Genomic DNA, 22,035 nt, shown 5'->3' on the forward strand with positions numbered 1-22,035 from the left:
TCACCGGGATGCGGCGCCTTTGATGAACGTCCCTTGTTCGTATTCGTCGAATGCCTGCCGCAGCTCTTCCTGCGTGTTCATGACAATGGGGCCGCCCCATGCAATGGGTTCGCGGAGAGGCTTCCCCGAGAAGAACAGGAACCGCACGCCGTTTTTGCCCGCACGGATCCCGACGGCATCCCCGCTCTCGCCAAATAACAGGATAGTGCCGTTCCCCGACTCCTCGTCCTGGTGCGGTTCGAACATGCCGCTCCCACCGATAACATAGACGGCAGCCATGTATCCGGGCCGCACCGGGTGGGAAAAATGCGCTCCCGGTTCAAGTGCGATATCCAGGTACTCGGGCCCTGCCACGATATCGCGGACAGGCCCGGAAACCCCGGCAATCTCCCCGCAGATGACCCGGGCACTCGCACCGCCCGGGAGTGTGGCCGTGGGGATCTCGTCAGCCCTGATCTCCTGGTACCGCGGGTCCATCATCTTGTGCGCTTTTGGGAGGTTCACCCAGAGCTGGAAACCCCCCATCCTGCCGTTCACCGGCTTTGGCATCTCCTGGTGGACGATGCCGGAACCGGCGGTCATCCACTGCACCCCGCCGGCATCGATACTGCCGGAATGGCCCATGCTGTCCCCGTGCTCGACCCTCCCTTCGAGCATGTAGGTCACGGTCTCGATCCCCCGGTGCGGGTGCCACGGGAAACCAGCACGGTAATCCTCCGGCCGGTCTGCACGGAAGTCGTCGAGCATCAGGAACGGGTCAAACGCCGGGAGCTCCTGGTACCCGAAGGCCCGGTGGAGCTTTACCCCCGCCCCTTCCAGCGTCCCGCGGGAGCGGGACTTCCATACTATGGATCGTACCTGCTGCATATGATGAGGCATTAGGGAAAACGCGGGATAAAGATGCAGGAAGGGGCAGTTTTAGGCGCTGTCAGCAGGCTCGCGATAAAAAAACAAATGGGGGGTTGGCCCGGTGCCACGGTTTCCGGCTTACGGTGCAAGGCCGAGCTGCTTCATGTAGGTCTGGTTGTCCCAGAACAGGTACTCCTCGACCATAACGCCGTCCTTCCAGCGCCCGATGGTGCACATAGGGAGCTTGAAGGATTTGCCGGTCGGCGGAATCGAGGTCCCGTCCGGCAGGGGCATCGGCTTTGTGAACGTGCCTTCCATCTCACCGATGACCGCAGTCCACTCCCCGGACCCGAACTTGACCGGGTGTTTTTTGATCCGGGTATCCGGTGCGTAGACAAACATTGCGTCGAGATCTTTGATGTGCGTCTCCGCGCCGGTTGTCGTGTGGCCGTCGGGCCAGTGGACGAGGATATCCTTTGCATGGCTCTCTCCAAGATCCTCCCACTTCCGTCCGGTAAATACCCGGAAATCCAGATCGTCGAACGTCTTTATGTGCTGCTCGACGGTCTTGTCCTGCCTGATCTCTTTTGCCATGGTTTCTCTCCTCCTTTTTTCATTCCCCCGCACGGTGGCGGGTCCTTGTTCAACGTTCTTACACGTCCGGCTGGACATCTTTGCCGGCGGTTTTCCTGTTACCGGCCGGCACGTCATCTGCCCGGATTGCGATCGCCAACGTATACAGGACACGGCATTACGGGTTCCGGACGCTGGTACGGTCAGTGCTTCTCCGACCGGATGATATAGGCGGCCATCTCCCCGATGTAGGTGACCGGTGCCATCGTATGCCCGCGGTTCACCTGAGGCATGATGGATGCATCCGCAACCCGCAACCCTTCCACACCGCGGACCCGCAGGTGGGAATCCACCACGGCCAGGGGGTCTTTTGTAAGATCGCCGATACGTGCGGTTCCAACGGGGTGGAATACGGTGCTGGCTTCGCTGCGGATAAAGGCTTCAATCTCGGCGTCACTTGCATCCACGGCAGGGTGCACCTTTTCCGTATAGGGCAAAAGCGCCCGGGTTTTCGTGAGCTCCAGCACATACCGCACGCCCTTGATAAACCGTCTCATGTCATCCGGGTTGCTGAAATAATTCGGATCGATGAGGGGCTTGTCATGGGGGTCTGCCGAGGCCAGCAGGACGTTTCCTCTGCTTTTGGGGATCATCAGGATCACCGCAAGGGAGTACCCGCTCCTCTCTACGATAGTCCCCGCTCCCGCAAACTCTTTTTCAGAACCGGTCGCGGAATGGACATACTGCAGGATCACTTCAAAGTCCGGGCCGGTGTGTGTCCCGTCGCTCGAAACCAGGCCGGCCGCCGGGCCGGGATAGTAACAGGCAGGCCCGGTCTGTTCTTTTCGCCACTGTGCTATGGCCTCGTCGCTCGTTGGGTTAAACCGGGTATCCGGGAGGGGAACGGGAGAGAGGGCCCGGGGGTACACCATCAGGTGATCGTTGAGATTTTCACCGACGCCCGGGACATCCGCAACCACAGGGATGCCGTGCTTTGCCAGTTCCTTTTTAGGCCCTATTCCTGACAGTTTCAGGATCTGCGCCGTGTTATAGGTTCCCGCCGATAGAATGACTTCGGCACGTGCCGTGATCTGCTGCACAGTGCCCTGATGTTCAGCTTCAACGCCCACTGCCCGGTTTCCTTTGAAGATTACTTTGCGGACAAAGGTATCGGTCCGGACTTTCAGGTTGGGCCTTTTACGGATCTCGTCGGACAAGTAACTGTCCGCAGGGGTACGCCGGACCCTGTTGAGGTAATCTTTCTGGACAACATCGGCCTGATACGGATTTTCAGCCTGGAAATCCCCGATGCTGCCGAACCCGGCTTCCTTGAATGCCTCAAGCAGGGTATGGACAAATTTCGTTGGATACGCTGAATCTTCCAGGTGTACCTTGCCGCCTTTTCCCCGGTACCGGGTCGGTCCCTTGTCGGTATCCTCGATCTTCTGGAACATTTCCAGCGCCTTTTCGTAATTCCAGCCTTTGGCGCCCTGTTGTTCCCAGAAATCGTAATCTTCCTTTGTCCCCCGCATCCAGAACCCGACGTTGATTGCCGAAGATCCCCCGACAACGTGGCCCCGGGGAGAGTAAATTTTCCGGTTGTTCAAGCCCTTTTGCGGTTCTGACTCGTACTGCCAGTCGTAATCAGTTCCCCAGACCTTGAAAAAGGCTCCCGGTGCCCGGGAAATATCGTTTATGTTCTCCCCGCCGGCCTCCAGCAGCAGGACTGATACATGAGGATCTTCACTCAGCCGGGATGCGACAATCGGCCCGGATGTGCCGGCCCCGACAATGATATAATCGTAGGTTTGTCTGCTCTCGTTTGCCATGGTTTTGCTCCTCCGTTTTCTCTCTTTAAACCCGGACGATACGGTTTTTATCCGGCGTTCTTACACGTTTACCAGAATATCCATACCCTCAGTCTTCACGTCATAGGACGGCACGTCGTAGGTCTTGATCGAGCTCTGTGCCGCGGCAATACCCTCAAACATTGCTCCCATCTCTTTTCTCACCGGTTCGGGGCACCCGCTGAATTTCTTGGCAATCCCGGCCAGTTCGAGGACGGGTCCGGCAACTTTTTTCCCGGTCGTTACATCAAACTTGGAAGCGTGCATGGGGCAGACAACATGAGTACCTTCCAGTTTTCCCCGTGCAAGGCTTGCATTCTCGTGGCCGCACCGGTCGCCGATGGCATAGAACTTCCCGCCGACATTTGCAATGCAGAGTTCTTTTCCGGCAATCTCAACGTGTTTCATGGTCCCGGGAGAGATGTCCCCGGTCTTTGCAACTTTGACAAAACTCATACATTCCCTCTGAAATCTTTGCTTTTTCTCTAGTGCTGCACGTGGCTGCCGTCGCAGAACGGCTTGTTCTCCGACTTCCCGCACCGGCAGAGCGTGAGACGGTTCCGGATATGGTACGGTTTCCCGTCAGCAGATACCACCGGTATCCCGCCCCGTACCCAGAGCGGCCCATGCTCCCCGCGCGGGGGATACTCGATCACAACGATGGACGGTTCCAGTTCAGGCTCAATGGTTTTTCCGGTCTCCCGATCTTTCATGACCAGCCTTCCTGACGGGCAGTTGCAGGCCTCCTCGATAGCAATCTCCCGGGCCTCCGGGTTGTCCGACTGTTCGGTGAGCCCCCAGATCCCGCCGGCCCGCATGCAGAACCGGGCATGGACGCAGAGGTTCTCGTAATCGAGCAGTTCCAGTTCCGGACCCCGGATGATCCGCGGGTGCCGGAGATACGGCTCGTCTCCTGCGGTCTCGGTCCCGTCAAAGCCGATCTTCGCATGCATCCCGGTACAGAACGGCTTGTTCTCCGAATGGCCGCACCGGCAGAGGGCATAGGTCTCCTGCACCGGGTACCGCTTTACCTCCCGCCATGTCCGGCAGTAGCCCTCATCGTCATTGCAGATCTCCATCTGGATGAGGGGCACACCTCCGCTGACGATATAGGGCCCGTTTTTCGTAACCGTGATCTTCATGGTGTCGTGTCCGGGTTTTTGTGGTTCTTTTGAGGTCTTTGTCATGAGTGGATCGTGAGAGTCACCAAATGCAGGGCTTTTTGGTTACCGGCCCGGTATGCACCAGATCCCTCTGCTGCACCGGATCGCAGTTTCCTGCAGCCCGGCAGGTTCTGTTTTCTTTACAATTGTGAATCGCCCGGTTTGTTCATAAGGATTTTGTAACTTATATATGGGGAAATGTTACAGTACACCCTACATGCCTGCTGATAAGAAGACCATCGACCTGCTTGGGACGCTCGGGCTCTCCGCGTACGAGGCAAAAGCCTATACCGCACTCATAGAGAGGGGGAGCATGACACCCTTTGCCCTCGCAGAGGTCTCGGGGATCCCAAGGACCAAGATCTACGATACCATCAGACTTCTCGAAGACCGGAAATGGCTCACCGTAGAGAAGGGGAGACCCGGGAAGATCTCCCCGGTCTGTCCCTCGGAAACGGTGGGCAGCCGCAAATTAAGCCTTGATGCCGAGCTCGACCGGTTAAACGATGATTTTACCCTGTATTATGAGAAACGCGGTGAGAGTGAGCCCCCGAAAACCCATATTGTACGGGGACTGGATAACATCGCTGCCACGACTGCCGACATGATGCGGCGGGCAAAGACGAGTCTCAACCTCTTTGGAACCCTCTATTACCCCGAGGAACTCGAACCGATCAAAGAGCAGCTTGCCGCAGCAAAGCGCAGGGGCGTGGTCATCCGGATCTCGGCAAACAACCCGATCCGGGTAAAAGGGGAGATCCTCGATGTACGGGAATCCTTCTCTCCCGTAACCCCGGATATCCAGATCGCCCCGGAACCGTTTATCCGTACCCTGACTATCGACAGCAGGGAGATGCTCATGATCTTCCCCCTGCCCGAAGACAAGTCCGCAAACCGTACCGATCTCGTTGCCCTCTGGATCGAGAACGAGATGGTGGCAAAAGCGGTAAACAATGTCTTTAACATTATGTGGGCAAATCCGAACTGGACCGGGACTGGTGCGGGTAAATCCCGCCAGAACCCCCCTAAAAAAAAGAACGCATCCTGAATACCAGGGCATGCGCGGATAATTCCGTTACTGCCGGCCAAGGCCGATCATGTACCCGTACCGGGAATACACTTCCTTTACCAGTTCGCCGGCCTTCGGGTTGGTCCACTCGTGCATCCATTCCGAGACCAGCGATTCTACCGTGATCGGGACGACACCGGCCTGGATCATCCTTTCCACCCCGTACTTGTGGGCGTCCGGTGTGGAGTCGCCGCCGGCATCTATCAGGCCGTACACCTCGTACCCTTCCCGGATCCCGTGCAGGGCCGTGTAGGCAAAACACATGCTGGTCCAGAGGCCGGAGATCACGAGCTTCTTTTTGCCGGTCTTTTTAAAGGCGTTCAAGGTCTTCTCGTCCTCGAATGCATCGAAGCTGGGCACGGCACGGGCATACACTTCCTGGCCCGGGAAGAGATCGGCGATCTCGGCAAGGAACTTCCCGTTGCCTGCCGGGTTGATCGCCGAGAGCACGACCGGGACGTTGAGGATCTGCGCGGCTTTTGCCGCACAGTATGCCGCGTTCCGGATGATCGTCTTGTCTCCCGATGCAACCCCCGCAAACATCGTGGGCTGGTAGTCCACGAGTACGAGTGCGCTGTTCTTGTCCGTCAGCAGTTCAAGCCTTCCGTCTTTTTTGTCTGGCATTCCATTTTCCCTCCTTCTGGCTATACCAGTGGATTCCTTCCCTGGCCTAAATAGGTATTGACCACGGCAAAGGGGCTACCCGATCACGGCGGTATCGTTTTTGGCATCCCAGCCGATGATCTTCTCCGCATGCCCGATGACGGCACCGGTCGACGGGTCGGCGACCGCAAGCGAGATATGGACCTGCGGGCGCGGGAGGGTTTCATTCTCGCCGATATAGGTCCAGTACACTTTTGTCCGGTTGCCGGTAACGGTTGTCCCCCGTTCGTTTACCGTGTAATCCGGGGCATCCCAGATAAGGAAGTGGCCATAGTCTGTTGTCCAGGTGCAGGTGAGGTTTGCCGGCTGGGGCTGCCCGGTAATATTCGGAGAGAGGCCGATCCCGGGTGCCGATGACATCTGGACCGTGTAACGGGGGATATCCGGCTGGATGGAAACGGAGAGCAGCGCGGGTGTTGTTGCAGGAGCTGCCGGGGTGGCGGGGGCAGTCGAGGTACACCCCGCCACAACGATGGCCGCGATACCTACGGCAATAAGGGCAAGGAACGTTATCTGCATACCTTCCTGTCGTTTTCCGGGATTATATACACGGCGTTGACTGCGAAAATTTTCGCAGGTATGACCGCGGATAAAACAAGGCAGCGTATCCCGCGACCGGCACTGATTCAGGCTTCTTTTCCTTTGAGCACGATCCAGTTCTTCTCCCCGGCTTTTGCGAACCGGAGGAGGACGTACTTCCCGGTGTGCTCTTTCCCGTGGAGCAGGACTTCGATCCGCTCGTTCGTCCATGCGAGCGTCTCGTACGTGCCGGCATCGGCAATCTTCACCTCTCCCGCCCCGTACTCGCCCCCGGGGATCGTGCCCTCGAACGTCCCGTAGGAGAGGGGATGGTCCTCGACCTGTATGGCAAGCCGGCGTTCCCCGGGTTTTTCGGGAAGGCCTTTGGGGACTGCCCAGCTCGCCAAGACCCCGTCGTGCTCCAGCCGGAAGTCGAAGTGGTGGTGCTTTGAAAAATGTTCGTGGAGCACGAAGGTGTCTGCCATTACCGGCGCCCCGCTTTTGCCGCTGCGATTCGCTCCCTGAGGTCCCGGGCCGCTGCGGTGATATCCGGTGCTGCCACGACCGCCGAGATCACGGCGATACCGTCCGCACCTGCGGCGATTACCTCACCAAGGTTTTCCCGGGTGATCCCGCCGATGGCGATCACCGGGATGGAGACCGCGGCCTTCATCTCCCGCAGGACCACGAGGCCCTGGCCGGGGCCGGCATTGTCTTTTGATGCTGTTGCAAAGACCGGGCTTAAGGCCACATAGTCTGCCCCCGCCTTTTCGGCGGCAACAGCTTCTGCAACGGTCCCGGCCGAGATCCCGATGATAAACGGTCGGGGCGCTCGCAGACGGGCCATGCCCGCTGCCATATCGTCCTGCCCGAGGTGCACACCGTCAGCACCGCAGGCAAGCGCCACGTCGAGGCTGTCGTTTACGATAAAGAGCGCCCCGGCCCCGCGGGTGATCGCCCGTATCTCCCGGCCGATGCGGATGAGTTCTTCCGGGGCCCGGTGTTTGTCCCGGAGCTGGATCGCACCGGCCCCCCCGGCGCAGGCGAGCCGGGCGATCTCCGCATGGGAGCGCCCCTTCCCGATCTGTTCATCGGTGACAACGTAGAGATCGAGTGCCATACCCGTTACACGGTGGTGACTCTGGCGCCGGTCTTGAGATCGGCGGGTTCAAGCGCAGCCATCTCATCGAAGAGCGCAACCTTGAACGACCCCGGGCCTGCTGCCCGTGCCGCTGCCCGTTCCCCGGCAAGCCCGAACGCTGCAAGGGCGGTTGCCGCGGCCATGACCCGGTCCGGGGAGACCGCGGCGCAGACACCGGTGACCGATGAGGCCATGCAGCCGGTCCCCGAAATGGTTCCCATCATCGGGTGGCCGTTCTTTACAAAGAGGACGCGTTTCCCGTCGCTCACGATATCGGTTGCCCCGCTTGCAACAACCGTTATCCCGGAGGATTCAGCGTAGTCACGGACAATGCCGACAATGTCGCCGGTGACTCCTGCCGAGTCCACGCCGCGGACCTTTGCGTTGGCACCGGCAAGTGTACCGATCTCGCCGGCATTGCCTTTGACAATCGCGATATCGAGTTTGTCAAAGAGGCGCCGGGTGCTCTCGGTCCGGAGCTTTGTTGCACCGGCACCGACCGGATCGAGCACCACCGGGATCCCCCGCTCGTTTGCCGCCTTCCCGGCAAGGATCATGCTCTCGATGATCCCGGCATTGAGCGTCCCGATGTTTAAGACAAGCGCCCCGGCAAAGCCCGCCATCTCCCCGGCCTCTTCCCGGGCATCGGCCATGACCGGCGCTCCCCCGGCGCAGATGGTGATGTTGGCGCAGTCGTTCACGGTCACGTAATTGGTGATATGGTGGATGAGGGGGTGCTGTTCCCTTGCCCTGGAAAAGACGTCAGAGAAGATCTGGTTGTCCATGGTAGTCACCGGATATACCGGTAGATTGGGCGGGGGGCGTAATAAACCGTGGCTGATCGGCAAAAAAGCGGAGGCGGGAAGAGTCTTACCGGGTAATCTCTTCAAGCGTGGCCGCGAGCAGGTCGATATCCTGTCGGGTAGTGTAGTAGGCAAGGCTTGCCCGTACGGTCCCGTCGGGAAGCCCGAGGCTTTCTACCAGCGGCTGGCAGCAGTGGTGGCCGGACCTGACCATGATGTCTGCCGCCTCATCGAGCTGCTGGGCCACCTCGTGGGGGTGGAAGTTGTCCACGGTAAAAGAGACTACCCCGATCCGCCGGGCCGGATCCTTTGGAGCATAGACATGGACGCTCTTGTTCTCGGAAAGGGAGCCGATGAGCCGGTCCGTAAGGCCAGTGAGGTACCGGTGGATCCGGTCCATGCCGAGATTCTGGAGATAGTCCACGGCAGCGCCAAGGCCAATGCCCCCGGCAATGTTCGGGGTCCCCGCCTCGTACTGCTGGTAGCCCGGCGCAGGCGTGTACCCGTCCGCGGTCACCGCATCAACCATTCCCCCGCCGAGAAGGAGCGGCTCGATGCAGGGCTCCTTCATCCAGAGCACGCCGGTCCCGGTGGGCCCGGACATCTTGTGCCCCGAGAAGCAGTAGAAATCGCAGCCGAGCTCCCTGACATTGACCGGCATATGGGCAACAGCCTGCGCCCCGTCCACAAGGAGGAGGACGCCTTTCGCGTGGCAGATCTCCGCAATCTCCTTTACCGAGGTAACCACGCCGAGCACGTTTGAGGCATGGGTGATGGCCACGAGCTTCGTGGACCCGGTGATCGCTTTTTCAAGCGCCCCGAGATCGGGCTCATAATCGGGGTCGATACCGATAATATCGGTGGCAACACCCTGCCGGGCGAGCCTGCGCCACGGGAGCAGGTTCGAGTGGTGTTCGAGGATCGTGGTGATAACCCGGTCGCCGGGTTTCCAGGAGAGGCCCTGAGCGACCATGTTGACGGACTCGGTGGTGTTCCGGGTAAAGACGGTAACCCCGTCTTTTCCGCCGATAAAGTCTGATACCTTCTCATGCGCATGCCAGTAGCGCTGGCTTGCAATGCTCGTGAGCCGGTGGACGCCCCGGCCCACGTTTGCCCGGTAGTTGTGCTCGAACTCGACCTGCGCTGCCACCACGGGCTCGGGCGAGAAGCTGGTGGCGGCATTATCGAGATAGATAATATCGGAGAGGATCGGGAAATCCCGCCGGACTGCATCCACATCGTACTCCCCTGCCGCCGTACCTGACATATGCTGATCCATGGTACTCCCCTGTGCTATTTCAACCGTCTTTTCGTGCTCCACCGGCGGTTCGGCCTGGAGTGTGTAGTCGTCCCGGACCGGGATGCCCCGGTCCCGGCAGAGCTCGCGCATCTTGGGGGGAAGCGCCTTCCAGCGCCAGAGGCCCCACTGATAAAATGCATCGGGGAGCCCCTTCTTCTCCGCCCATTTGGTAAGGAAGGTATCCCACCGTGCCGTATACTCCGGGTGCATTCCCCTGAGGCCCTCGTACTCGCTTTCGAGCATGGAGGGACAGACCCAGCAGCCGATCCGTTCGACCCCCTGATCGTAGAGCGGGTTGATTGCGGCCTTCTGCCACCAGAGGTACAAAAAGACCTCGAGCGCCCGCCAGTTCCGGATCGGTGAGATATTGAGCTGGAGGGGATTGGCCGGGTTCTGGCTGGTCTCTTCGAGCGCTGCCCGGTTCCATGACTCGTACCAGCGGTTGCCCTGCACGGTCACGCAGGGGCCGACCTCTGCGAGATGGATCTGGAGGGGCCGGAGTTTTAGGAGCTTACAGCACCAGCGGTTGTCCTTCCCCGGCGGCCCGGCCTTTTCTACCGCCGAAAAGAAGTCCCCGGCTTTTTCGATCACGGGCACGCCCTGCGAACGGACAAATGCAACGGTCTCGGGGAACTCGATGCCGGTGTCAAGGTAGAACGCATCGGTCACGCCGGCCTTTCGTGCAAGCGTCAGGACCGCGGTGCTGTCTTTTCCCCCCGAGAACGAGACATTGCAGACCGGGCGGTCGTGGATATGGGACTTAATCATCCGCACGGCGCTGCGTTCGAGATTTTTAAGGTGATACTGGTTCTGTTCGATCACCTGCGCCCAGCCCGGGTTCGGCGCGGTCCGGGTCTCGACCGGGGCAAGTTCCTTTACCCGGATCTGCCCGTTCTTGACCGCCCCGGTCCCGTACCGGTTTTTGAGTTTCACGATCGCGGTGCCGTCGGGTACGGGGTTGTTCAACCGGAACTTCTTGCCCCCCATCCTGCCCGGGCCGGCCGGGGCCTCTATCCCGGTCTCAAGGTCGACGATGCCTTTTGTCACGTGTTTGAGGATAAAGGGAAGCGCCTCGGGCGAGAGGTCGAACGAGAACTTCCGTGCCACCGGGTCAAAGGTGAGCCACCCGAACCGGTACCCGTGGGCGATCACAAGGTCTGCCCGGTCCACGCCGCCGGTCTTGTTGAGGAGGAGGACGGTCGGGACCGGCACGTTCCCGAAGCGTTCCCGCACGAGCCGGATAATGAGCGCCATGTCGGCGGCAAGCGCCGGGCGTACATCGTACGGCTGGAGGAGTTCGAGGGGCCGCCCCTCTCCTTTGCAGGAACAGGTCCGGCCAATCAGGGGGATATTGCACCGGTCGCACCAGTACAGGATATTTTTTACCGGCGGCTCATGCGTCACACCGGGTACTTGGGGCGGGAGGGGAGATAAGAGAAACGCTTGGGGCGGTCTTTTTGCACCGCTTTACCGGGGCGCCCGGATATGGAGCCGTTCGTAGAAGGGTTCCATGGAGGGCTCTTTTTTGAGGAATGCCCGCAGGAGTTCGTCGCCGGGCTGCATGTTTCCCTGTTCGAGGATGGTGTGCCGGTACTCCGCGCCGGTGGCCGGGTTAAAAAGTCCGCCGGCCTTAAAGCGGGCAAAGACATTGAGGGCGTACACCTCGGCCCAGAGGTAACTGTAGTACCCGGCATCGTACCCGCCCATGAAATGGCCGATGGTCGAGGGTTCGTGGCCGCCCGCGAGCGGTTCGATCCCCATGAGCTCGCGGTAGAACCGGTTGCCGGTTGCAGTCACATCGACCGGCCCTTCTGCGGTATGGAACGCCATGTCCTCGGAAGAGATCACGAGCATCCGGGTATACAGAAGGCCGGCCCCGAGGTCCCGGGCGGCGATGATCCGATCGCAAAGGTCTCTTGGGAGTTTTTCCTCCGGCCGGGCATAATGCCCCGAGACCGCATCGAGCACCGCGGGTTCCCACGCCCAGTTTTCGAGCGCCTGCGAGGGGGTCTCGACAAAGTCCCACTCAACGCTCGACCCCGCAAGGCTCGCATAGGGGACCCGGGTCAGGCACCCGTGGAGCGCGTGGCCGAACTCGTGGAAGAGTCCCTCCACATCGTCGTGGGTGAGGAGCGAGGGGGTAGCGCCCGAGGGTGCCCGGAAGTTGCCTACAATAGCAGTGACCGGGACCGAGTACCCGTCTTTTGTCCTCCGGCCTGCGATCAGGGGCACCATCATCATGTGCCCGTACTTGCCGTCCCGGGGGAACATGTCGAGGTAAATATACGCAAGGGTCCGGTTGTCGGCGCTGTCCGTGATCCGGACAAGGCAGACGCCCGGCGCCCAGACCGGGGCATCCGGGACAACGCTAAACCGCACGCCAAAGAGCGGGCCGAAGATCCCGAGCATCCCGGAGAGCACGGTATCGAACGGGAAGTACTTCCGGATCGCCTCGTTGTCGAGCGCGAACCGGCGTATGCGCAGCTGCTCGGTGAGATAGGCAAGGTCCCAGGGATCGATCCGGTCAGCACCCGGGACAAGCTCTTTTTTAAGGGCGAGCAGGACAGCGAGGTCGGCCTCTTCCTTCTCTTTTACCGGGCTTTTGAGATCGCCAAGGAACGCCAGCACTGCGGCAGTAGTCTTTGCCATCCGGCCGTCGAGCCGGTAGTCCGCCCAGCTTGCGTACCCGAGTTCGTGTGCGCAGGCCTGCCGGACCAGGATCGCTTTTTCGAGGAGCTCCGTGTTTGCCGCTGCCTGCCGGTTGACAAACGCGGTGTACAGCTGTTTGCGGGTCTCGCCGTTCTTTGCGTTCTGCATCACCGGGATATAATCGGGATACTTGGTGGTGACATGGTAGCGCCCGTCGCTGGTCCGCGAGAACGTGGCGAGCACGTCCTCCGGGACGCCGTCGAGTTCCTCTTTTGAAAAATCTATTGCAGAGGTGTCGTTGTTGAGGTTTGCCGTGAACCGTACTTCGAGCCCGGTGATCTCTTCCTTGTGTTTTCTGACGCGGGCAAGACCGTCGTCGGGCAGGGCAAGACCGTTTTTCTTAAACTGCCGCAGCGTCTCGGAGAGGAGCCGTTCTTCCTCTTTGGTACGGGGGACGGCGGTCTTTATCGCATCGTAGAGGTCGCGGCGGGTGTAGATGCCGACCGAGAACTTCCCGGCCTTCTCCTCTGCTGCCGATCCTTCGGCTGCGACATCCTTGTCGGGATAGACATAGCCCATGAGGGTGACCGGCAGGACCGCATCGCCATAGTCCGCCATCGCGCTCTCGAATGCGAGCAGGGTGGACTCAAAGGTCCGCGATTCCGGGGGAAGATGTGCAATCCGGTCGAGCGCCTTTGTCGCGGTGGCAATCGCTGCATCGCAGATGGCGGTGATATCGCCGGGCCGGTATGCGGTCCGGATAGGGGTGGGAACAGTGTCCGGGGTCATGGAAACGATCCTTTCTGCTATCGGGGAATTATTGCAGGGTACTGGAACTGCCCGGGGTAAAAGGGGATGGGTTATACCCGGGCCGGGAAGACCTTTTCAGGCGATTAGATTACGGGGCCGTGGTGCCTTTTTCAGCAAGGGCCGTCCGGATCTGGTCCTTGACGGAATCGGCGATGTCGAGGCTGTCGAGCGCCCGTAAAAGGAGGAGCCGGGCCATGTCCTGGCCTGCGGGGGTCGAGAGGTATGCATCGATCGCTTCTTTTCCCTGCGGGGATGAGAGGAAATTTTTCATCGTCTCCTGCCCGCCGGGGGAGATGAGGTATGCCGCGACCATGCCCTGTATGCCGTCAAGTGCGCCCATTCTTGTGTCTCCGTATACAGGTAGTACTGGCGCGAGGCTCCTGCATAAAGGTGCCCGAACCGTGCCGGGCAAAAAAAGGTTACCAGCCCCGGCTGTATTCGCCGGCGCAGGGAATGCAGACCATCTTATTGTTTTTCACCCGGGCCCGGTGCTCGGCCACGATCTCGCCGCAGGAAGCGCACTGGACCGAACCGAAGATCCGCGCCTTCTCGGGGATCTCCGACCGGGCCTCTTTCTTGATAAAGAGTTCGGAAAAGGGGATCGTGAGGATCTTCCGGATGATCGCGGCCTGCCGCTCCTCAAACTCCTTCTCCTCGGCAGGCGTTGCCTTCCCGCTCATCACCTTTGCCCGGAGCGCTGCTGCCGCCGGGTCGAGCCGTTCGGTGAGGGGCTCCGGGCGCTGGACGAGCCGGATGGCAGAGCCGGTCTTCCGGTTGATGAAGGTGTAGGCGTGCTTGCCGAGGTCTTTTAGGATCAGGTTGCCCTTTCCCACCGAACAGCCGGCGATTGCCTGCACGGCATCGACCCCGCAGGCATCGTTCTCGACAATCGCCACCAGGTCTTCGTCCTCGGAACGCTCCGCGTGGAGGGCTTTGAGGGCGTACTCCGCCACCCGGTAGCCGAGCGCAAGGCCCGGGCAGGTGTGGCCGTGGAAGGCGACGGCATCTTCGTAGGTAGTAAGTTTCCGGCTCATGATCTCACGTGATCACGACATTATACCCCGGAACAGTAAAACCGTTTCGTCAGGTCTGCCCTGCCGGTAACAGAAGATCACTTCTCAAACTGCGCCACCGCGTCCGGCAGGCAATGGGCCACGCCCCGGATCCCCGAAACGGTGACCGTCATGAGGATCGCATCGATCACTTCCTCCCGGGTTGCCCCGGCTGCCTTTGCCATCGGGATGTGGGCGTTTACCGCGGCATCGTCCCCCATCGCTGCCTTCATCGCGATGTAGATCAGCTGCTTGGTCTTTGCATCGAGCGCCGGCCGTTTCACGACCGCCATGATCAGGTTGTTGAACGCAGCCGCCACTTCGGGGGCTTCGTTCTGGAAGAGTTCCATCGTGGTTGTCATTTTACATCCCTCAAAGAAACGATAGGAAATACAATCGGATATACCGTTTCCTTCTTTTGCGGGCAAGCGCAAAATCGGTAAGCTCACATAACAGGACGGTACAGATCTCAATTCAGGAAGCCGGTATGGAGCTTGGCGAAGAACTCAGATCCTGCGCACTCGGGCGCGGGGCGGACTATTTCGGTGTGGCGGACCTGACCCTTGCAGAGGAGTTTGTCAGGGGCCAGGGCGGCGAGCTGGTGGCCCGGTACCCCCGGGCCATTGCCATAGGAATTGCCCTGCAGGACTCGCTTGTCGATCTCATCCCCAACCGTGCCGAGTACGCGGCGGCAATGCTCTACAAGCACAACAGCTACGATGTCATCAATTCGATGCTCGACCAGGTGGCAGTCGAGGTCGCGAACCGGATCCAGCGGGCCGGCTACCGGGCGCTTCCCGCCCCGGCCTCGAAACGGGCAAGCGACGAGAAGATCGCGGGCATCATCTCGAACAAGCTCCCCCCGCACCTTGCCGGCCTTGGCTGGATCGGGAAGAGCTGCCTCCTAGTCACCCCGGACCACGGCCCCCGGGTCCGGTGGGTGACGGTGCTCACCGACGCCCCGCTCGAACCGACCGGGACCCCGATGGAGGAGCGCTGTGGCAGCTGCATGCAGTGTACCGATGCCTGCCCGGTCCATGCGTTTACCGGGCGGGCGTTTCGGGCAGACGAGCCCCGCGAGGCCCGGTTCGATGCAGCGGCCTGCGAGCGCTACTTTAAGGAGATGGAGCAGAACGGCGGCCCGGCGGTCTGCGGGATGTGCCTCTATATCTGCCCGTATGGCAGGAAAAATTCCAGAAGAGACGTGCAGTAACAAAAAAAGCGCTGGAGGGTCAGAGCCCGGCCCGCTCCACGATCGTGTCGGCGACCGCGTTCGCATTTTTAAACGGGAAGTCGGAGGCTGTGAGGAGCTTTCCTGCCTCCCCCGCAGTCATCTTGAGATCCCCGACGCAGCAGGTGGTATCCGCACCGTTCGGGAACGCTTCGAGGAGCGCTTTGGGGGTTTTGATCGGGAACTTTGCCCCGGCAAGGGCTCCCGTGATCTGACCGTGGATCAGGTCCTTTACGGACGGTTTCTCATCGATCATCGCTGCAACCGCACCCGCCGCATGGGCAATCGCACAATCGCTGCTGTGGGTCTCGCACTTAAAACAGGCGCTCTTGATCGTTGCAAGGGACTTCTCTGCCTGTGCCTTTGTCACCGTTTTACCGGTACAGTTCCAAACTGGCATCTTCTTTCACCATACTCTTCTCCATGTGTTATGGATATATACAAGAGCGTCAGTAAACTATACAAAGAACGGAGGGTCATGGCACTGACCCTTTTTAGTGAGACGAGGATACCATGGGTGCGGTACTGGGATCGTTAACCGAGATCCGGGAGCTCAAAACAGAGATCACCGGTCTGCGGACGGACCTGAAGAGGTTTATCGAGCGGGCTAACCAGCAGCATATCGATGCGGTGCTCGGGGAGGTAAAGAGGAACTACTCCGGGCTCATTGCCGATCACCAGGTAGGAGCGGCAAAGGCCGAACTGCCGGGCGAGATGGTGCAGGACTGCCCGATGCGCGACAAGTGTTTTTCCGTTTTTATGGAATTTTTAGAGAGCACGGCCGGGCATATCCGGAACGGCGAGGTCACGGACGAGGTGATTGCAGCGTGCAGAAAGGAGATGAAGACACTCCGGAAAAAGGGCACGACATCCCGCTGCGATACCTGTTTTTCCGAGGTATCGCGGCTCTTTGAGAAGCAGATCGGCCTGATGCAGGCGCTCGGGGTCTATGCAAAAGCCGCCGAACCGGGCGAAGCGGCCGGGCCGGTCCCCGAGGAAGAGACCGTAAAGGAGATCCTCGAACCGCTCGCAAACACGCAGAGGCTCCAGATCCTCCAGTCCCTTGCAACCCAGACCCGGACCTTCTCCGACCTCTCGGCCCTCACGGGCCTGCGGGGGGGTAACCTCCTCTTCCACATTAAAAAGCTCGCCGATACCGGCATGATCCTCCAGCGCCACGAGCGGGGCGACTATATCATCACCGAGAAGGGATTCTCGGCCCTGCGAGCCGTTGCCGCACTGTATGCAACCCTCTGCCCGAAACAGGACTGCACGGATCCCGCAGCATAAGGTAAAAATCCTCAGGATAATTCCGTTTTTCTTTCGGTTTCCCTGGATCCGCCACGGCGGGATGCTAACGTTTATATTACAAAATGTAAAATAAACTGTACAAGATGCCGGCAAAGCAGGCCGCGTCCCATTCCATCACGGAGTTGATCGTATGACATTCGTTATCCGGGGGGCAGGAAGGATCGCGGTGGTCCTCTCTGCCCTCATTATCCTCGGGCTCGCGATCGGACCGGCAGCCGCGGCAGGCATGGCGCAGGCCGGCGGCGAGACCGTACAGCACGGTCACGCGCCCGGGTTCCGGTTCGCTGCAAACAGCAGCCACCCGCACACCGGTGCAGGCTTCAACCTCACCGCGAACAAGACACAAGGACCCTTAAAGAAGAACGCAACCGCCGGATCGGCCGGTTCCCGCTTTGGCGGGATTGGCCGGGCGGGAAATAGTACCCATGAAAAAACCCCGGGCATTACGGCGAATGCAACTATGCAGCAGGAACGGCTCCAGAAGCTGGTGACAGGACTCCAACAGAAGGGCGTCGACGTAAGTGCGCTCCAGACTGCGATCAGGAACAACGACACCGCAGCAGAAAAGGCATGGTTTGCCTCGTATTACCCGGCCCACAACGGGCAGGTTACCAGCACTACCCGCCAGCAGTGGCACCCGCGGAATGCAACCGCATCCCGGTCTGCCTGATACACACTACTTCCCTCTCAAAAAATTCCTCTCGAAAATTTTTTCTTTTTTTTTGCCGGGACAGCCTGACAGCCCCCGGGCATTCTCCTAAAAGAGCAAAACTTCCAACAGCGGGATCGTTGCAAGGCAGAGCACGGTCGAGATGAAGACGCCCTGCGAGGCAAGAGTCGCATCCACGCCGTACTCTTCCGAGAGAAGCACCGAGTTTGCCGCCACCGGCATGGCGATCATGAGCACGGCAACGCCGAGCAGCAGGTGGTCGGAGACAAACGGCGACAGGATCAGAAATGCCGCCACCGGGAAGACGATAAGCCGGAGTGCGGTAGTAAGGTAGATCCTCCAGTCGCCGGCAAGCCGGTGCAGGGGGAGGGTGGCAAGCATGGCGCCGACCACGATCATCGCAAGCGGGGTTGTGGCAGATCCGATCAGCTCGAGGCCGGACTGGACCGGGGAGGGGAGATTGAGCTGGAAGAGGAAGAGCACGAGCCCCGCGATTGCCGCCACAAGACCGGGGGAGAGGAGGACCTTGAGGTCGATCTTTCCCGGCCGGCCCCGGGCAAGCAGCCAGACGCCGAGGGTAAAGACCAGGAAATAGAACGGGACGTTAAAGAGGATCACGTAAAAGAGCGAGCTTGGGCCGAGCACCGCCAGCGCCACCGGGATGCCCATGAACATGGAGTTCGGGAAGACCAGCATGAACTGGAAGACCCCCTTCTCCTCTGACGTTGCGGGAAGGAACCGGCAGAGGAGGAGCCCGATGGCAAACGCAGCAAGGTAGTAGCCCACGGCAACGACGAGCATCCGGTCTACGATCCCCATGGTCTGTGCCGTCTCCGGCACCTGCATGCTTGCAATGGTCAGGGCAGGCAGCGAGACGCTGACGAGGATATGGGAGATGAGGTGGACATGGTTGTCTTTAACGAGGCCGTACTTCCGGGCGCCAAACCCGGCCGCGATCAGTACAAAGAGGGTGGCTATCGCGATGACTACGGTGATAAAGTCCATGTACGGCATCCCCGGTTCGTGCCCGGTGCGGTATGCGGGCAGTTGCAGCTGGTACTTTCTGCGGGATCGGGCATATATCTTGGGAACGGGGCACGGCGCCGCAGTACCCCCGGTCTCCGCAGGTATTTATGGGAACCTCGCAAAAAAATACCTCCACAGATGGTTGCAAAGGATATTTTCCTCCAGCCGGTATTTGTTGCCGGTCTCATCATCGGGCTCTGTGCAGGAGCCCTCGCAGGTTTCTATGCCATCGGCCCGGCACTTGCCGGAACCGGCACCACGACCTGCGCGATCCCGGCAGGAGTTTCAACGGCTGCCACACCGGGAGACATCATCAGCTTCCTCTTTGTGCAGGAAGGAACCTCGGGGTCGCTTGTCCCCGGGGAGAACGGCACGATGACCTTAACCCTTACCGGTGTCCGTCCCGATACGATCTACTTCTCCGATACGCCGGACCGGCTCTCGGGCGGGATCTCCACTAATACGTTCAGCACGAGTTCGCTCTGGAACAGCACATCCTCACCGAACGCCGCGCTGATGCTCGCCAATGCACCGGCAGCAAACGATTCCGTGATCCTGACGCTCTCGAACCCGGCCTATGACCGGGCAAACGCCACGCTCCGGTACACCGCGGTCCAGGTCCCCCATTATACCGGCGAGGGCCTGAAAGCCTACGAGGTCTTTGCCGACCCGGGCATTCCGCAGCACTTCGGGCAGGCCATGCTCTTTATCGACAATGCGGAGATCAGGGTGACGGCGATCAACACTACCGAAGACCGGGACCACCCGGACATCATTATTACGTAAGGATTCGTGCCGGGAAAACCCGGTCTCTTTTTATCGCCCGGTAAAAAAGGGATTGCCGGTCTCCGGCTCAGTCCGCGGCAATCTTTGTGTAGAACAGCGCGGCAACGACCGCCCCGCAAATTGGACCTATGACATAGATCGGGAAATACATCCAGAGGTTCGAGCCCCCGAGCAGGCTGTCGGCAAGGTACGGCCCGAACGTACGGGCCGTGTTGAGCGAGGCGCCGGTGATGTTTCCCGCCATCGTGATAAGGCCCGCAACCGTGAGGCCGATGATGAGGCCGGCAAAGCCCGGCGGGGCCCGCTCGTCCACCGCAACGCCCATGATAACGAGCATCAGCACAAAGGTAGCGATAGCCTCGACAAGGATCGCCTGCCCGTACCCGATGCCCGGGAAGGGAGCGGTCGCCCCGAGCCCGCCGGTTGTCACCGCGGCAGCGCCGAGCGAGAAGTACAGGAGAACGCTCCCGGCCGCAGCCCCGATACACTGGGCGACAATATACCCGAGAGCTTCTCCCGACGGGAACTTCTTTACCGCCCAGAGCCCGATCGTCACCGCCGGGTTGAGGTGCGCCCCCGAGACCCGGCCGAGCGCATAGATGACCGCGGCGATCGTGATGCCGAAGACCAGCCCGATCGCCAGCCAGTCGCCCATACCTCCCAGTTCGCCGATCCCGACATTGAACGCCGAGACCGGCTTTGTCCCGGCGGCAAGCATCAGCGTTATTACCGCCGCCCCGGTCCCGAAGTACACGAGGAGCAGCGTCCCGACCCCTTCTGCAATGCAGCGGGTGGAGAGCGATGCCATCACAACTCTCCTTTGTAGGCCCCGGCGCAGTCGGGACAGAACATCCTCGGCATCTTTTTCGGGAGTTTCCGCGAGGGGAAGGGATAGCCCCCCTCCCAGACATCGACTTCCTTTCGTATCGTATGCTTCATGCAGGTCCCCATGCCGCAGACCGTGCAGACGGCGACCGCATCCGAACTAACTCCCTCCTTCGCACACACGTAGCACTTCATACAGGATCCCCCACGTTCAGCCCTATTGCCGGGCTTACACCGCATCCTTCCACTGGCAGGCGCAGTGCCGGAAATCCATGAGAGCAGCAGATGCGCAGTCCTTGCAGATCCGGGCCGGGGCTGCTGCAACAGTCTTGTTCAACGCGATGATGTTGGTCATCAGGGTTGCCGTGACCGGCTCGCTTGTTAAGAGACACGGGTAGTCGGCAAGGCGCATCATCGCCGAGAACCGGACCGTCATCGCACACGCCGGGTAGGCATACCGCTGCGGGTTTGCGAGCACCTCGTTTTTCAGGATCGGCGCAAGGTTCACGTCGTAGCCGCCCACCTTTGGCGTGAGCATGCCTTTTGTCCCGGCCTGCATCCTCCGGGCCTTGTCCACGAGCTTCCAGCCCCGGTACACCATGTCCATGAAGTCGCAGTTGTGCAGCTCGACCGCTGCTCCCCGCTTCGGGTAGAGCTGGACATAGTTGTGGTAGCGTTTCGTGAGCATGTCCACGACCATGACCGCGTTGAACCCGTCGAGTTCGAGCAGATACTCGGCTGCGCTTGCCGAGGCCCCGGTGGCAAGGGAGAGCACTTCGGACTCGTTTTTGATCTTCGGGGCTGCCGCGGCAAGCGTCTTGTCCATGACCTCGGTCACCGCCTCGATCACGGCCATGATCACGTCGTCCTTGCACATGTTGTACGTAGACTGGGCGATATGGTGGGCAATGTCGCCGACACAGTAGGCCGGCACGGTCACGATATTGCCGTAGTGGACGCCTTCGTCGATGGCGGCTCTTACCGCACCGGTCATCTTTGTCCGGTACGATTTCATGTACTTCCGGCAGTCAAACGAGGACTGGCCGGCATCGTCCATGAGCTTCGCCTGGGCTGCGACCGGTGTCCGGTAGATCGACTGGATCATCGCAACCTCTTTTTTTACCGCGTCCGCAAGGGTCGCCCCGTCCTCGACTGCGTGGGCAAAGACATCGCCAAAGCCGTACGAGGTGTTCATGCCCCAGGACTTTGCCGCAAGGATCGCCTGCTTGTGGGCGACCGGGATCTTCGTGGTCCTTAAGATCTGGTTGACGATGTTGCTGCTGCTCCCCGGGATGAGCGCAAAGTCCACGACACAGGTGGGCCCGTAGAACCCCGCGTAGCGCCGGGCCGACTCCTTCCCGATCAGGGCCTCGGACTTCCCGACAGCCGCAATAAACGTGTCAACGCTTTTCTTAAACGCCGGGTCCTCGTCGTACAGGATCTCCATGATCACCGGCGTCTGGTAATGTTCGACAAAGGGGTCGTCCTCGGGACGGATGGTGTTCGTGAGCCCTTTGAGGATCGTATAGTGGGCATCGACCGAGTCCTTGTGCAGGGCAAAGACCGCTTTACTCTGGTTCCCTGCCGGTTTCATGCATTTCACGGCATCGGCATAGGCTTTCGTGTCGCCGATGACGAATTTTTCTCCCCGCTTCTTTTTTATCTGGTTCACATCGGCGTGCTGGGCAGCCATCGCCTCTGCGATCATCTTCTTTACTACCGTCTGCATATCCTCGACTCCCGGCACC

At 60.1% G+C, this 22,035-nt stretch carries 25 protein-coding genes; 5 read left to right on the top strand and 20 right to left on the bottom strand.

Features of this window, described 5'->3' with window-relative positions; all coding sequences use genetic code 11:
- The 5 genes from BP758_RS06335 to BP758_RS06355 all read right to left on the bottom strand — a co-directional run bounded on the left by BP758_RS06335 (window position 1) and on the right by BP758_RS06355 (window position 4,456).
- Window positions 1-867 (bottom strand): pirin family protein, encoded by an 867-nt coding sequence (locus tag BP758_RS06335; RefSeq protein WP_292369804.1) that lies wholly within the window; start codon window positions 865-867, stop codon window positions 1-3.
- Between the two features lie 120 nt (window positions 868-987).
- The gene (locus BP758_RS06340) at window positions 988-1,443 is read right to left on the bottom strand and encodes an ester cyclase (protein WP_292369806.1); all 456 of its coding nucleotides are present in this window, start codon (window positions 1,441-1,443) and stop codon (window positions 988-990) included.
- A 182-nt stretch (window positions 1,444-1,625) separates the two neighbouring features.
- Window positions 1,626-3,251, bottom strand: coding sequence for a GMC family oxidoreductase (locus tag BP758_RS06345; protein ID WP_292369808.1), 1,626 nt, complete (start codon window positions 3,249-3,251; stop codon window positions 1,626-1,628).
- A 60-nt stretch (window positions 3,252-3,311) separates the two neighbouring features.
- Entirely contained in the window at window positions 3,312-3,725 is a 414-nt protein-coding gene (locus BP758_RS06350; RefSeq protein ID WP_292369811.1) for a Rieske (2Fe-2S) protein, read from the bottom strand.
- Between the two features lie 29 nt (window positions 3,726-3,754).
- Window positions 3,755-4,456: a CDGSH iron-sulfur domain-containing protein gene (locus BP758_RS06355; RefSeq protein ID WP_292369813.1), complete on the bottom strand. Its 702-nt coding sequence runs from the start codon at window positions 4,454-4,456 to the stop codon at window positions 3,755-3,757.
- A gap of 193 nt (window positions 4,457-4,649) precedes the next feature.
- Here BP758_RS06355 and BP758_RS06360 point away from each other — a divergent pair, with 193 nt between their 5' ends.
- Window positions 4,650-5,480 carry a TrmB family transcriptional regulator gene (locus BP758_RS06360; RefSeq protein WP_292369815.1) on the top strand — a complete coding sequence of 277 codons (831 nt, stop codon included), beginning with the start codon at window positions 4,650-4,652 and terminating at the stop codon, window positions 5,478-5,480.
- 27 nt (window positions 5,481-5,507) lie between these two features.
- Here the strand turns inward: BP758_RS06360 and BP758_RS06365 are convergent, their stop codons facing one another.
- The 10 genes from BP758_RS06365 to BP758_RS06410 all read right to left on the bottom strand — a co-directional run bounded on the left by BP758_RS06365 (window position 5,508) and on the right by BP758_RS06410 (window position 14,800).
- Entirely contained in the window at window positions 5,508-6,125 is a 618-nt protein-coding gene (locus BP758_RS06365; protein WP_292369817.1) for an isochorismatase family protein, read from the bottom strand.
- A gap of 75 nt (window positions 6,126-6,200) precedes the next feature.
- Entirely contained in the window at window positions 6,201-6,683 is a 483-nt protein-coding gene (locus tag BP758_RS06370) for a hypothetical protein (RefSeq protein ID WP_292369818.1), read from the bottom strand.
- Window positions 6,684-6,790: 107 nt separating this feature from the next.
- Complete coding sequence (locus BP758_RS06375) at window positions 6,791-7,168, bottom strand: DNA polymerase ligase N-terminal domain-containing protein (protein ID WP_292369820.1); 378 nt, start codon at window positions 7,166-7,168, stop codon at window positions 6,791-6,793.
- Window positions 7,168-7,803 carry a thiamine phosphate synthase gene (gene thiE / locus BP758_RS06380; protein WP_292369822.1) on the bottom strand — a complete coding sequence of 212 codons (636 nt, stop codon included), beginning with the start codon at window positions 7,801-7,803 and terminating at the stop codon, window positions 7,168-7,170. The genes BP758_RS06375 and thiE overlap by 1 nt, the downstream gene beginning before the upstream one ends.
- A 5-nt stretch (window positions 7,804-7,808) precedes the next feature.
- Window positions 7,809-8,609, bottom strand: a complete 801-nt coding sequence (gene thiM / locus BP758_RS06385) for a hydroxyethylthiazole kinase (protein WP_292369824.1) — start codon at window positions 8,607-8,609, stop codon at window positions 7,809-7,811.
- An 85-nt stretch (window positions 8,610-8,694) separates the two neighbouring features.
- Window positions 8,695-11,331: an aminotransferase class V-fold PLP-dependent enzyme gene (locus BP758_RS06390; RefSeq protein ID WP_292369827.1), complete on the bottom strand. Its 2,637-nt coding sequence runs from the start codon at window positions 11,329-11,331 to the stop codon at window positions 8,695-8,697.
- Between the two features lie 63 nt (window positions 11,332-11,394).
- Window positions 11,395-13,365: a M3 family metallopeptidase gene (locus BP758_RS06395; RefSeq protein WP_292369829.1), complete on the bottom strand. Its 1,971-nt coding sequence runs from the start codon at window positions 13,363-13,365 to the stop codon at window positions 11,395-11,397.
- Between the two features lie 109 nt (window positions 13,366-13,474).
- On the bottom strand, window positions 13,475-13,726 hold the full coding sequence (locus BP758_RS06400) for a hypothetical protein (protein WP_292369831.1): 252 nt from the start codon (window positions 13,724-13,726) through the stop codon (window positions 13,475-13,477).
- Between the two features lie 79 nt (window positions 13,727-13,805).
- Complete coding sequence (locus tag BP758_RS06405) at window positions 13,806-14,420, bottom strand: FmdE family protein (protein ID WP_292369832.1); 615 nt, start codon at window positions 14,418-14,420, stop codon at window positions 13,806-13,808.
- A gap of 77 nt (window positions 14,421-14,497) precedes the next feature.
- Entirely contained in the window at window positions 14,498-14,800 is a 303-nt protein-coding gene (locus tag BP758_RS06410) for a carboxymuconolactone decarboxylase family protein (RefSeq protein WP_292369835.1), read from the bottom strand.
- 125 nt (window positions 14,801-14,925) lie between these two features.
- On the opposite strand from BP758_RS06410, the gene BP758_RS06415 reads away from it, so the two are divergent.
- Entirely contained in the window at window positions 14,926-15,651 is a 726-nt protein-coding gene (locus BP758_RS06415) for a 4Fe-4S double cluster binding domain-containing protein (RefSeq protein ID WP_292369836.1), read from the top strand.
- A 19-nt stretch (window positions 15,652-15,670) separates the two neighbouring features.
- Here BP758_RS06415 and BP758_RS06420 read toward each other — a convergent pair whose 3' ends face one another.
- The gene (locus BP758_RS06420) at window positions 15,671-16,069 is read right to left on the bottom strand and encodes an MTH865 family protein (protein WP_292369838.1); all 399 of its coding nucleotides are present in this window, start codon (window positions 16,067-16,069) and stop codon (window positions 15,671-15,673) included.
- A 113-nt stretch (window positions 16,070-16,182) separates the two neighbouring features.
- Here BP758_RS06420 and BP758_RS06425 point away from each other — a divergent pair, with 113 nt between their 5' ends.
- Window positions 16,183-16,959: a winged helix-turn-helix domain-containing protein gene (locus BP758_RS06425; RefSeq protein ID WP_292369840.1), complete on the top strand. Its 777-nt coding sequence runs from the start codon at window positions 16,183-16,185 to the stop codon at window positions 16,957-16,959.
- A 151-nt stretch (window positions 16,960-17,110) separates the two neighbouring features.
- Window positions 17,111-17,650, top strand: coding sequence for a hypothetical protein (locus BP758_RS06430; protein ID WP_292369842.1), 540 nt, complete (start codon window positions 17,111-17,113; stop codon window positions 17,648-17,650).
- A gap of 87 nt (window positions 17,651-17,737) precedes the next feature.
- Here BP758_RS06430 and BP758_RS06435 read toward each other — a convergent pair whose 3' ends face one another.
- Window positions 17,738-18,655 (bottom strand): AEC family transporter, encoded by a 918-nt coding sequence (locus tag BP758_RS06435; protein WP_292369844.1) that lies wholly within the window; start codon window positions 18,653-18,655, stop codon window positions 17,738-17,740.
- Window positions 18,656-18,814: 159 nt separating this feature from the next.
- Here BP758_RS06435 and BP758_RS06440 point away from each other — a divergent pair, with 159 nt between their 5' ends.
- Window positions 18,815-19,462, top strand: coding sequence for a hypothetical protein (locus BP758_RS06440; protein WP_292369846.1), 648 nt, complete (start codon window positions 18,815-18,817; stop codon window positions 19,460-19,462).
- 67 nt (window positions 19,463-19,529) lie between these two features.
- Here the strand turns inward: BP758_RS06440 and BP758_RS06445 are convergent, their stop codons facing one another.
- Genes BP758_RS06445 through BP758_RS06455 form a run of 3 tightly spaced genes read right to left on the bottom strand, consistent with a single transcriptional unit; the run spans window position 19,530 to window position 22,016 of the window.
- The gene (locus BP758_RS06445; protein ID WP_292369848.1) at window positions 19,530-20,270 is read right to left on the bottom strand and encodes an MIP/aquaporin family protein; all 741 of its coding nucleotides are present in this window, start codon (window positions 20,268-20,270) and stop codon (window positions 19,530-19,532) included.
- The gene (locus BP758_RS06450) at window positions 20,270-20,482 is read right to left on the bottom strand and encodes a DUF2180 family protein (protein ID WP_292369850.1); all 213 of its coding nucleotides are present in this window, start codon (window positions 20,480-20,482) and stop codon (window positions 20,270-20,272) included. Before BP758_RS06450 ends, BP758_RS06445 begins: the two co-directional genes overlap by 1 nt.
- A 34-nt stretch (window positions 20,483-20,516) precedes the next feature.
- The gene (locus BP758_RS06455; protein WP_292369852.1) at window positions 20,517-22,016 is read right to left on the bottom strand and encodes a DUF2193 domain-containing protein; all 1,500 of its coding nucleotides are present in this window, start codon (window positions 22,014-22,016) and stop codon (window positions 20,517-20,519) included.
- Window positions 22,017-22,035 lie beyond the last annotated feature (19 nt).

Source organism: Methanoregula sp. UBA64, from assembly GCF_002502735.1.
GTDB lineage: Archaea > Halobacteriota > Methanomicrobia > Methanomicrobiales > Methanospirillaceae > Methanoregula.

Bases quoted from the DNA above. Each gene is read 5' to 3' on its own strand.
- BP758_RS06335 (WP_292369804.1), bottom strand. From the start codon at position 867: ATGCAGCAGGTACGATCCATAGTATGGAAGTCCCGCTCCCGCGGGACG.
- BP758_RS06340 (WP_292369806.1), bottom strand. From the start codon at position 1,443: ATGGCAAAAGAGATCAGGCAGGACAAGACCGTCGAGCAGCACATAAAG.
- BP758_RS06345 (WP_292369808.1), bottom strand. From the start codon at position 3,251: ATGGCAAACGAGAGCAGACAAACCTACGATTATATCATTGTCGGGGCC.
- BP758_RS06350 (WP_292369811.1), bottom strand. From the start codon at position 3,725: ATGAGTTTTGTCAAAGTTGCAAAGACCGGGGACATCTCTCCCGGGACC.
- BP758_RS06355 (WP_292369813.1), bottom strand. From the start codon at position 4,456: ATGACAAAGACCTCAAAAGAACCACAAAAACCCGGACACGACACCATG.
- BP758_RS06360 (WP_292369815.1), top strand. From the start codon at position 4,650: ATGCCTGCTGATAAGAAGACCATCGACCTGCTTGGGACGCTCGGGCTC.
- BP758_RS06365 (WP_292369817.1), bottom strand. From the start codon at position 6,125: ATGCCAGACAAAAAAGACGGAAGGCTTGAACTGCTGACGGACAAGAAC.
- BP758_RS06370 (WP_292369818.1), bottom strand. From the start codon at position 6,683: ATGCAGATAACGTTCCTTGCCCTTATTGCCGTAGGTATCGCGGCCATC.
- BP758_RS06375 (WP_292369820.1), bottom strand. From the start codon at position 7,168: ATGGCAGACACCTTCGTGCTCCACGAACATTTTTCAAAGCACCACCAC.
- thiE (WP_292369822.1), bottom strand. From the start codon at position 7,803: ATGGCACTCGATCTCTACGTTGTCACCGATGAACAGATCGGGAAGGGG.
- thiM (WP_292369824.1), bottom strand. From the start codon at position 8,609: ATGGACAACCAGATCTTCTCTGACGTCTTTTCCAGGGCAAGGGAACAG.
- BP758_RS06395 (WP_292369829.1), bottom strand. From the start codon at position 13,365: ATGACCCCGGACACTGTTCCCACCCCTATCCGGACCGCATACCGGCCC.
- BP758_RS06400 (WP_292369831.1), bottom strand. From the start codon at position 13,726: ATGGGCGCACTTGACGGCATACAGGGCATGGTCGCGGCATACCTCATC.
- BP758_RS06405 (WP_292369832.1), bottom strand. From the start codon at position 14,420: ATGAGCCGGAAACTTACTACCTACGAAGATGCCGTCGCCTTCCACGGC.
- BP758_RS06410 (WP_292369835.1), bottom strand. From the start codon at position 14,800: ATGACAACCACGATGGAACTCTTCCAGAACGAAGCCCCCGAAGTGGCG.
- BP758_RS06415 (WP_292369836.1), top strand. From the start codon at position 14,926: ATGGAGCTTGGCGAAGAACTCAGATCCTGCGCACTCGGGCGCGGGGCG.
- BP758_RS06420 (WP_292369838.1), bottom strand. From the start codon at position 16,069: ATGCCAGTTTGGAACTGTACCGGTAAAACGGTGACAAAGGCACAGGCA.
- BP758_RS06425 (WP_292369840.1), top strand. From the start codon at position 16,183: ATGGGTGCGGTACTGGGATCGTTAACCGAGATCCGGGAGCTCAAAACA.
- BP758_RS06430 (WP_292369842.1), top strand. From the start codon at position 17,111: ATGACATTCGTTATCCGGGGGGCAGGAAGGATCGCGGTGGTCCTCTCT.
- BP758_RS06435 (WP_292369844.1), bottom strand. From the start codon at position 18,655: ATGGACTTTATCACCGTAGTCATCGCGATAGCCACCCTCTTTGTACTG.
- BP758_RS06440 (WP_292369846.1), top strand. From the start codon at position 18,815: ATGGTTGCAAAGGATATTTTCCTCCAGCCGGTATTTGTTGCCGGTCTC.
- BP758_RS06445 (WP_292369848.1), bottom strand. From the start codon at position 20,270: ATGGCATCGCTCTCCACCCGCTGCATTGCAGAAGGGGTCGGGACGCTG.
- BP758_RS06450 (WP_292369850.1), bottom strand. From the start codon at position 20,482: ATGAAGTGCTACGTGTGTGCGAAGGAGGGAGTTAGTTCGGATGCGGTC.
- BP758_RS06455 (WP_292369852.1), bottom strand. From the start codon at position 22,016: ATGCAGACGGTAGTAAAGAAGATGATCGCAGAGGCGATGGCTGCCCAG.